The sequence below is a fragment of the Asaia sp. BMEF1 genome (assembly GCF_051628905.1).
Taxonomy (GTDB): Bacteria; Pseudomonadota; Alphaproteobacteria; order Acetobacterales; family Acetobacteraceae; genus Asaia.
The window spans coordinates 323,696-332,442 of the sequence record NZ_CP157575.1 but is presented as its reverse complement, the minus strand read 5'-3'; the positions used below and the strand labels follow the sequence as shown (position 1 = coordinate 332,442).

Annotated in this window: 8 protein-coding genes and 1 pseudogene; 6 read left to right on the top strand and 3 right to left on the bottom strand. The window is 56.0% G+C overall.

Features of this window, described 5'->3' with window-relative positions; all coding sequences use genetic code 11:
- Nucleotides 1–384: 384 nt before the first annotated feature.
- Nucleotides 385–1,515 carry a metallophosphoesterase gene (locus tag ABHV46_RS01440; RefSeq protein ID WP_438382406.1) on the top strand — a complete coding sequence of 377 codons (1,131 nt, stop codon included), beginning with the start codon at nt 385–387 and terminating at the stop codon, nt 1,513–1,515.
- Between the two features lie 57 nt (nt 1,516–1,572).
- Here the strand turns inward: ABHV46_RS01440 and ABHV46_RS01435 are convergent, their stop codons facing one another.
- The gene (locus tag ABHV46_RS01435; RefSeq protein WP_438382405.1) at nt 1,573–2,397 is read right to left on the bottom strand and encodes an IS5 family transposase; all 825 of its coding nucleotides are present in this window, start codon (nt 2,395–2,397) and stop codon (nt 1,573–1,575) included.
- Nucleotides 2,398–3,693: 1,296 nt separating this feature from the next.
- Between ABHV46_RS01435 and ABHV46_RS01430 the strand changes: the two genes are divergently transcribed.
- From ABHV46_RS01430 to ABHV46_RS01415, 4 genes and pseudogenes are all read left to right on the top strand, one after another.
- Nucleotides 3,694–4,272 carry an RrF2 family transcriptional regulator gene (locus ABHV46_RS01430; protein WP_438382404.1) on the top strand — a complete coding sequence of 193 codons (579 nt, stop codon included), beginning with the start codon at nt 3,694–3,696 and terminating at the stop codon, nt 4,270–4,272.
- Complete coding sequence (locus ABHV46_RS01425; RefSeq protein ID WP_438382403.1) at nt 4,265–4,657, top strand: cupin domain-containing protein; 393 nt, start codon at nt 4,265–4,267, stop codon at nt 4,655–4,657. Before ABHV46_RS01430 ends, ABHV46_RS01425 begins: the two co-directional genes overlap by 8 nt.
- A 12-nt stretch (nt 4,658–4,669) precedes the next feature.
- Nucleotides 4,670–5,626: an NAD-dependent epimerase/dehydratase family protein gene (locus tag ABHV46_RS01420; protein ID WP_438382402.1), complete on the top strand. Its 957-nt coding sequence runs from the start codon at nt 4,670–4,672 to the stop codon at nt 5,624–5,626.
- A gap of 270 nt (nt 5,627–5,896) precedes the next feature.
- Nucleotides 5,897–6,601: pseudogene (locus ABHV46_RS01415) on the top strand (IS3 family transposase); the annotation flags it as partial.
- 568 nt (nt 6,602–7,169) lie between these two features.
- Here ABHV46_RS01415 and ABHV46_RS01410 read toward each other — a convergent pair.
- Complete coding sequence (locus ABHV46_RS01410; protein ID WP_336947350.1) at nt 7,170–7,505, bottom strand: glycoside hydrolase family protein; 336 nt, start codon at nt 7,503–7,505, stop codon at nt 7,170–7,172.
- Nucleotides 7,506–7,624: 119 nt separating this feature from the next.
- Complete coding sequence (locus tag ABHV46_RS01405; protein ID WP_438384490.1) at nt 7,625–8,017, bottom strand: phenylacetaldoxime dehydratase family protein; 393 nt, start codon at nt 8,015–8,017, stop codon at nt 7,625–7,627.
- 163 nt (nt 8,018–8,180) lie between these two features.
- On the opposite strand from ABHV46_RS01405, the gene ABHV46_RS01400 reads away from it, so the two are divergent.
- A complete protein-coding gene (locus tag ABHV46_RS01400; protein WP_438382401.1) occupies nt 8,181–8,732 on the top strand; it encodes a TetR/AcrR family transcriptional regulator in 552 nt (183 codons plus the stop codon).
- The last annotated feature ends 15 nt before the right edge of the window (nt 8,733–8,747 follow it).

Here is an 8,747-nt window from a genome sequence, read left to right as displayed (position 1 = left end):
ACGTACGGATTTCATAAAAGCATGGAGATGTTTTTTGCATTTTTTGACGGACGGCGCGCCAACATGAACCATAGCGGAGCTTGATCGCCGAATTCTCTTTTCTGCTTTGCTGAGGCAATTGTACGAGCGCTCTTTGGACAGGGCGAGAGACGGGCGCGCGATTGGCTTATTGAGAGGGAAGGCCGAAGCGTATGAGCGAGGCGCGTTTTCTTACCTCCAATCATAATGTGAAACGTTGTTATTCAAGCCCTTTGATTTAAGGTGACAAGTGAATTTGGATAGGCGACCCGGCTGTGCAAACACCGGTCGATGGGATGCGCGGTACTTCCGGTTAATCTGTATGTTTGCAGCCGGAGGCTGTTTTGAAATTTAGGGAACGAAGCATTGCGCCTTGTCATTTTTGGTACGTTCTTTCTCGTCGTTATCGCAAATTGGCTCTGGCCGTTACCATTATCATTACCGATACGGCTGATGTCGTCGCTGCTAATCATCGTTGCGGCTCTCTATCATCAATGGTGTCGTCTCTCTTCCGGTTCCGTGTTGGTGCCAGAGATGCCAAGACCTTTGGTAATTCTCTTTAACTGGGCGTTCGGCGCGCTGCTCTTCCTCACAGTGTTGCAACTGGTTGTCGATCTGGCGGCCGTGCTGATTGCCCTGATTTTCTGGCACCCCGTACAGATCGGTACTGAGGCACGGATTGCGATTGGAGGCGTAGCAGCTTCGCTTTCGGCGTGGGGCGTCCGCAACGCGCTGATCGTGCCGCCCATACGCGATATAGCCGTAACTTTGCCAGGGCTTTCCCCAGCGTTCAACGGCTTCACACTGCTTCAGCTCAGCGATCTGCACATCACAACGCTCTTCCCTTCAAGCTGGGTATCCGCTGTCGTCGCCAGAGCCAATGCAGCCAAGGCAGACGTAATCGTTGTAACAGGCGACTTCATTGATGGATCCGTGTCGATGCGACATGAAGATATCATACCGCTTTCAGGTCTGACGGCCCGTGACGGCGTTTACGCCATTCCAGGCAATCACGAATATATTTTCGATTACAAGGAGTGGATGGAAGCGCTCGGAACGCTTGGTTTCGATATGCTTTTAAATCGTCATATCGTTGTCAGACGCGATGACGCAGCGCTGGTTATCGCGGGTGTGACGGACATGGCTGCGGGCCGTCACAACGAGCCTGTCCCAGATCTTGAATCTGCATTGGAGGGATGCCCGCCTAACGCTCCTGTCGTGTTGCTTGACCACCAACCCGGCAATGCACGAAAGGCCGCGACGCGCGGTATCGGCCTTCAGCTCTCCGGTCATACCCATGGTGGTATGATCAGGGGGCTGGACCGCCTTGTGGCACGCGCCAATCGGGGCTTCGTCTCAGGCCGTTATCAACTGGGCGGCATGACGCTCTATGTGAGCAATGGCACGGGTCTCTGGCCCGGTTTTGCCTTGCGTCTAGGTTGTCCTGCAGAAATTACGCGCGTGTGTCTGCATGCGCCCTCGCGGACCCCAACCTGAAAAACTCGGTTCCTACACGCTACAGACGCTCGCAAGCCTTAGAGCCTGTTTGGAAAGTCACGGGTGAGCGTTGCGACGGATGAGATTGGCGCCCATGGCGACGAGGATCATGGCCTGTGAAACATCGATACGACGCTCATAGTCACGCACGAGACGTCGCCAGCGGGTCATCCAGCCAGAGGTCCGCTCCACGACCCATCGACGGGGAAGAACCTCGAAGCCCTTCGCTCCGTCCCGGCGCCGGATGATCTCGACGACGAAATCCAGATAGGCCGCCTTGTCCATCAGCTGGAGCCGGTCGTAGGCACCGTCGGCGAACAGGTGCTTCACCCAGGGCCAGCGCTTGCGGATCGCATCCAGGATCATCTGCGCGCCCGCGCTGTCGGAGATGTCCGCCGGCGTCAGGTTGACCATCAGCAGGCGTCCGTCCGTATCCACGGCGATATGCCGCTTGCGCCCGACAATCTTCTTTCCAGCGTCGTAACCTCTTGTTTTCGCGTGCGGCGCCTTGATGCTCTGGCTGTCGATGCCCCCGGCCGACGGGCTCGCTTCACGACCCACCCGCTCCCGGTCGAGCATTAGTTCCACGTCATGAATGGTCTGGAACAGAAACCGCCGCGCTAATTCCCTGAACCAGCCATAGACCATACGCCAATGCCCGAAATGGATCGGCAGCATCCGCCAGCCGCAGCCGGATCGAACCAGGTAACGCACCGCGTTGATCACCTCGCGAAACTCGATCTCGCGCGGACGCCCGGTGCGTCCCGGTTCGGGCATCAGGGGCGCAATCCGCGCCCATTCCTCGTCCGTCATGTCAGACGGATAGCGCTTCGTCTTGCGGGTAATCCTGGCCATGCGGCCTCTCTGCTCCGGCGTCCACATCCAGAGCTCGAATCACACTTCCTTGAGTTTCCAAACAGGCTCTTAGGTGCGCAGACTAATTTCGCTTAGGTTTTCGCTCCTTTGCGTCCGAGCGGCCTGTTTATTCAGGTAATAAATTCTTTCAGTCAATTTCAGCCGAATAGCTTTTGTGTTCGATCGCGATTGGCCGTAACGCCAAGTCGCAAGTCGCAAGTCGCAAGTCGCAAGTCGCAAGTCGCAAGTCGTCTGTTGAAAATACAAGACAACGTCACCCGCTCGGCCGTGTTTCTCACACGGGTCGTGCCAAGGTCAGGCGCGTCGAAGGCGTTGTCATTAATACCGGGATTGATCTCTTAAAATTTCGCTACGAACCAATGCAAGATTCGTGAATGCATCGAGCATCAGCCCGATAGCGCCGCCAAGCCTGAGAACGAATTCAGCCTTATCAGTTCATCGGCGAAAGTCACATAAATTAGAAACCAGCGTTCGTAGATAAAGTTGATTTTGAGAAAAGCTGAAGCAATAGAGACGAAGCTGAGGCAGGATTGTGCGGTCTTGTTATATCGAGTTGCGAAACGCCGCCAGTTCTTGAGTTTAGCGAACATGCGCTTGATGCAGTTGTGCTAATTGTAAGCGTGGAGGTTGTGATTGGTGGGGGATCGTCTGCCTCGTCCGGCGGGGATCACCGAACGAGCGCCAGTGTATTGGATGTCGGCCCGGATTTGGTCAGCGCCGCAGCAGCGATCCGCAAGAAATTTGTCTAGACGACCGGCTAACGCTCGAAACAGCGAGCCAAATCCCGGCTGATCGCGGATCTGTTCAGGGAAAGGACGAAGGCGACTGGGAAGCCGCGCGTGGCAACCGGCGTAGAGCCTGATAGAGAAGCCGCCGCGCGATCGGTCGAGCGGCCAGGTCGGGCCCGCCTCTTTTCATCCCGACTGCGCAGTGATGGGCGCGAGCCACGGTGCTGTCGATGATGTCTGCCGATCGGTCATGGCCAACCGGTTCCTCCGGCCCGGCCCACTCCATTCCTCATGGGCCCGAGGCTGATCGAGCGGGTTGTGACAGGACTCGTTCAGGCCATTCTCAAGTAAACGCGGTGAAGCTGGTAGCGCAGCCTTGCTTTGTCGCGCGCCTCGGGCCAAGGCGCTCCGAGATCCTCCTTCAGGTTCGAAGAGCCAAACCCAAGCTCTAAGTGAACATCATTAAGACTCCATCTTAACAGGGGTTTTACCGCTCACTACGGGCGCTGCGATTAGTTTCCACGTAGGCAGGTGCTTACGATAAAAGGGCTTGCGAATCGAAACGCGGATAAATATGATCCGCGTTATGGCATTGTATGGCGCAAGCACCGAATATGTTCTTCACAGCCTGATCTGGCTTGTCGAGAATACCGATCCTGTCAGCAGTCTCGACCTAGCCGAGCTGCAGGACATTCCTGGAGCATTCATGGCAAAGCTCATGCCCAAGCTCGAAAAAGCCGGCATCGTCATTGCCTCGGATGGCTTGCGGGGCGGGTACAGCCTCGCGAGGCCAGCTCATGAAATCAGCATTCTCTCCGTGGTGGATGCAATCGAAGGGCGCAAGAATCTCTTCAATTGTCAGGAAATCCGCGGGCGCTGCGCACTTTTTTCGGACGCCCCTCCACGTTGGGCAACCCAGGGAGTTTGCGGCATCCATGCTGCCATGCTGCGAGCCGAACAAGCCATGAGGCATGAACTAGCCCAGACCACACTTGCCGATCAGGCTGGGTTGGTTCGCGATAAAGCGCCGCCGCAATTCATCGACGAAGCGCAATCATGGTTTGAACAGCGCCTGAAAACACGGCGCGTCGGCGCAGTAAGAAAAAACAAGTCACGTGAAAAAAAAACAATATCTGGAGGCTACCATGAATAAATTTCTCTATGCTGCTGCGACCCTGCTTTTAGTGTCCGGATCGTCCGCTCTGGCCGAAACCAAGGTGACACCTCTCATGTCGCATGAGCTTGCCGGCATTCCCGGCAAGGCTGGCGCGATGCTCGTTGTCGATTACCCGCCCGGTGGCAGTGATCCGATCCATCGCCACAATGCGTCCGTTTTTGTTTACGTACTTGAAGGCAAGGTCGTCATGCAGGTTCGCGGTCAGAAACAGGTGACGCTGGGCAAAGGACAGGTCTTTTTCGAAGGACCAGACGACGTACATCTTGTCGGTCGTAATGCCAGCCAGACCGAACCTGCCAAGTTTCTGGCTTTTTTCGTCAAGGATAGCGCTACGCCCTTCGTCCTACCTGCTAGCCGCTGAGGAACCTGCATTATGAGAGTTTTTGTTGCAGGAGCAAGCGGCGCGCTGGGTCGTCCCCTTATGCGGCGTCTCGTCGCCTCTGGCTATGAAACTTACGGCTTAGCAAACAAGCCCGAAAGTGCTGAATACATTGAGAGCCTGGGGGGCAAGCCGGTTATCGGTAACGCTCTGGATCGCGAGAGTGTTTTCGACGCACTGAGCCGATCGCGGCCTCACTATGTTATCGACCAGCTCACCTCATTGCCATCCGATCCGTCTGAAATGCCCGACCGTCTGCCGTTTGACCGCAAATTGCGCCTCGAGGGCGGGGGAAATCTGTTCGCAGCAACTCAGGCCCATGGAGTCAGACGCTATATACAGCAATCCTCGGGCTTCTACCTCAATGGAGAGGGCCAACTGGCGACAGAGCACTCAGATCTGCGCACTCAGGCGCCAGGACATATCGGCCAGAGCTCTCGAATGTACGCTGAGTTAGAGCGGCGTGTGCTGACCTCAGCCTCTCTTGAGACCGTTGCCCTGCGCTACGGCTTCTTTTATGGCCCCGGCACATGGTATTGGAATGAAGGCCCTTTCAGTGATCGCGTCAGGGACGGTCAATGCCCGATTTTTGGCAAAGGGCACGGCACATTCTCATTCATCCATGTCGAGGATGCCGCAGATGCGACGATAGCCGCGCTCTCAGCGCCCGCTGGCGTCTATAATATCGTCGATGACCAGCCGGTGAAGGCCGCAGCGTTTCTTTCCGCTTTCGCAAGATGGCTTGAAGGTCCGCCTCCTCAGTCAATCGACGCGTCGCAGACCATTGAGAAATACGGAGCAGAAGCTCTTTACTATCACAATGAACTTTCGGGCTCATCCAATCTGAAGGCAAAAGAGCTCTTGTCGCTCAAGACCCGTGTCAACCCTTGGTATTATGAGTGTCGAGAGGTAAACGATCAGTGTCAAGGCGATAGCGTCAATCGCGCATAGCCATCGACGCATTTGGTCGCAGGGCGATCGCCATCAGGCAGATGGACTTTGACTGTCAAATAGATAGGGTCTGAACCTTACCCTGCAGACCCGAGCACTTTTGCATCTGAGGGCTATTTTCGTTCCTCATTCGGCTTCAATATCGCGTAGGGCAGAAAGTAAAGCGATGTACCAGTTGGATTGACGCCAGACCGCTATGTCCAGAAAACTGATCATTCGGGTGTGACTAACGATAGTGGCATTACAGCTTGTTTGAGCATCATAATATAGGTGACGGGGTATCTTCGTAGGCCCGGCCATGGTGTAGGGCGCAAACGGGCCGTCGGCTCATGGCAAGGATAGGGTGCGGGCGGTCTATCAGAAGCCACGCACGACCATTCTGCACCCGGCGCATAGGAAATATCCGTATCTACTGCGGGATGTGGTGATCGATGCCCTAATCGGGTCTGGGCCTCGGAAATCACCCACATCCCGATGCGGGAAGGGTTTCTCCATCTGCTTGCCTTCAGAGACTGCGTCACGCTCAAAGTGTTATCTTGGCAGCTGTCGAACACGATTGATACGGAGTTCTGTATCAAGGCTCTCCGTTTGGTCCAGATGCGCTGTGGTGTGGCTGAGATTTTCAATACGGATCAAGGTTCGCAATTCACGACACTCCGGTTCACGGAAGTGCTGGAGACGCACCAGATCCGCATCAGCATGGACGAGCGCGGACCTTCGCTCGACAACGTGTTTATCGAGCGCCTGTGGCAGTCGCAGAAACAGGAATGCGCCTATATGCACGCTTTTGAGACCGGATCGGAACTGCGGACCGGCCTTACGGCATGGATCAGTCATCACAACGGAAAGCGGTCTCATTCCGCTTTGGCTGGTCGAACGCCCGATGAGGCGTATCATGAAGAACCGCCACCACTGGGTCCGAGGTTAATCCCGGACCCAGTGGTCAGCAGCAATGCCGTAAAACAGGCAGCATGACAACGACTGGTTATAGCTTATCACGCCCGAAAACCGTCCGAAGGGAAGGGTCCACCTCTATGCCGAGTGAGCCGACAAGAGGTGCGGCGGCAAGTTGGAAGTTTATAATATCTCGCTAAATTATTCACGGTCGCTACGCTTGACTAAGATAGCATGATGAGTGCGCGAACGTTAGGCATGCCGGGGAAAGCGACTTTCAATAATCATGCCTGCTTTCATCTACAGATCCGTCCTCTAATTCACATAAGACTTGCCGAATAAATTGTAGACTGAACGCGGCGAGAGCCTTACTCTTGTGTCGATATATCATCGATATTGGTCGCGTACCCGCTGTTCATGGCGATACAATTGACCAGCCTGTATAGTCCATAGCATTTTGAGCCCTTCGCAGGCCGTGGCCAGAACCGCGCAATCACTGAGCAGAGCGAAACCAGAAACGTTCCGATCAGCGTCAGATCGGCCGCAATCTCGGCCGGAGTAAACGGAAGTACGGACGCGTAAAGACTTTGCCACTCCAATATCATGGCAGTGTGTCCTCATATTCGATTGTAGGGAAGAAGAGAGACGGTCAGTCAGACCGTAAACGGCACACCCGCAGCATGGCGGCACTGCCCACATTGAACTGCCACGACAGGAGCGCCCCCTCCTGCCACGGAGCCAGCGAAACATGCACCGCTTCGAGCAGTGTCTGGCGCAGCCCGGCCAGCGTTTTGCCTGCAAGATCGAGCGCCTCGGTTTCTGTAACGGGTTTCGTGACAGCCGTGACGGGTGAGCCATCACCGAGGAAGCGATTGCCAATCCCGATGGTCCAATACCCGGCCGGGCAGAGATAGGGCGCAAGACGCAGCCCCTCGATATCGTCCCGACGCAGAAGCGCCAGAGCGATTTCCAATGAAGCGATCATCAATCATGTCTCCAGAACGAGAAAAGCCGCCCGGTTGGGGCGGCTTGGGTTGAGATCATCGTCGGCTATTGGGGTCAGTCGAGAATATTCAGGTCGATATTAGGGATACCGGAGCGCATTCATTCCACTGGTTCAGGCGCGTGCTGCGCTGGTGCGTTTGCAGCGCCCCCCTGAATTCTCGACCGAGCCGAGGCGAAAGGCCCCGTTGGGCTTCTCTCAGGGGCGAAATGCTGCAAGCCAACAGGTTGATCCATCCCGACGTATACGGCCTCGATACCGCCACGGGCGTGATAGGTTTCATGCCAAAAACCCGCACCCGCCGTCATCTCTCGTATACGGCGCCACCAGTCGGCATGCGGTTCGCTGCGCGTAAAACGCTCGAGCGCATCCATATCGCGCCAGTATTGACGAAAGCCGATATGCGTCAAACTGAACCGCATCCCCTCGTCAGCAAGCAGGCCATCTGGGCGATCACGAGCCATTTGCGCCAATCCCTGCCCGATCCGTCGCATGGCAGGCAGGCTGCGCAAGCCTCGCATCCGGAAACCGAGCATGATCATCACGAGATCTGGGTAAGCAGAAAGGTCGACGGATTGGCGGTTGATTGCGGCTTGCATGATGCAGCTCCATGGAGTTTACAATGTAAGCGTATTGAGTTTGGTGTACATTGTAAACATGAATGATTCCGTTTCCAGCGCTCTGCGGACACGCCTTGTCGCCGCAGCTTTGGCGTCTCTCGAGCGAGGAGAGGCAGTGGGGCTGCGCGCCGTAGCTCGCGAGGCTGGCGTGTCAGCTATGGCGCCCTACCGACATTTTCGAGACAAGGAGGCTCTTCTGGCCGCTGTAGCCCAGCATGGCTTCGAGATGCTTCGCGAAGTATTACTGGCGGCAGATCAACAGCCGGATGCCCAAAAGGCCCTGCTTGCACAGGGCGAGGCCTATGTCGCTTTCGCCCGGAGTCAGCCTAAGCTTTTCCGCCTGATGTTCGCCGGACATGATGGCGGGCCACCACCTGTTGAAGACAATGCATATGGCGTCATGGTCCGAAGGGTTCGGCAAGTCGCGCCCGATAACGTTGAGGCCGCGACACTCGCCTGCTGGGCCGCTGTTCACGGCCTCGCCACGTTGGCTCTTGATGGTGGACTATCGCCTGCCGGATCATCCTGCGAACGTGCGGCCATTATGCTGGTGATCAAAGGCCTTCGCCGAGATGATGCGACTGAATGAGGAGGAATAGGAAGC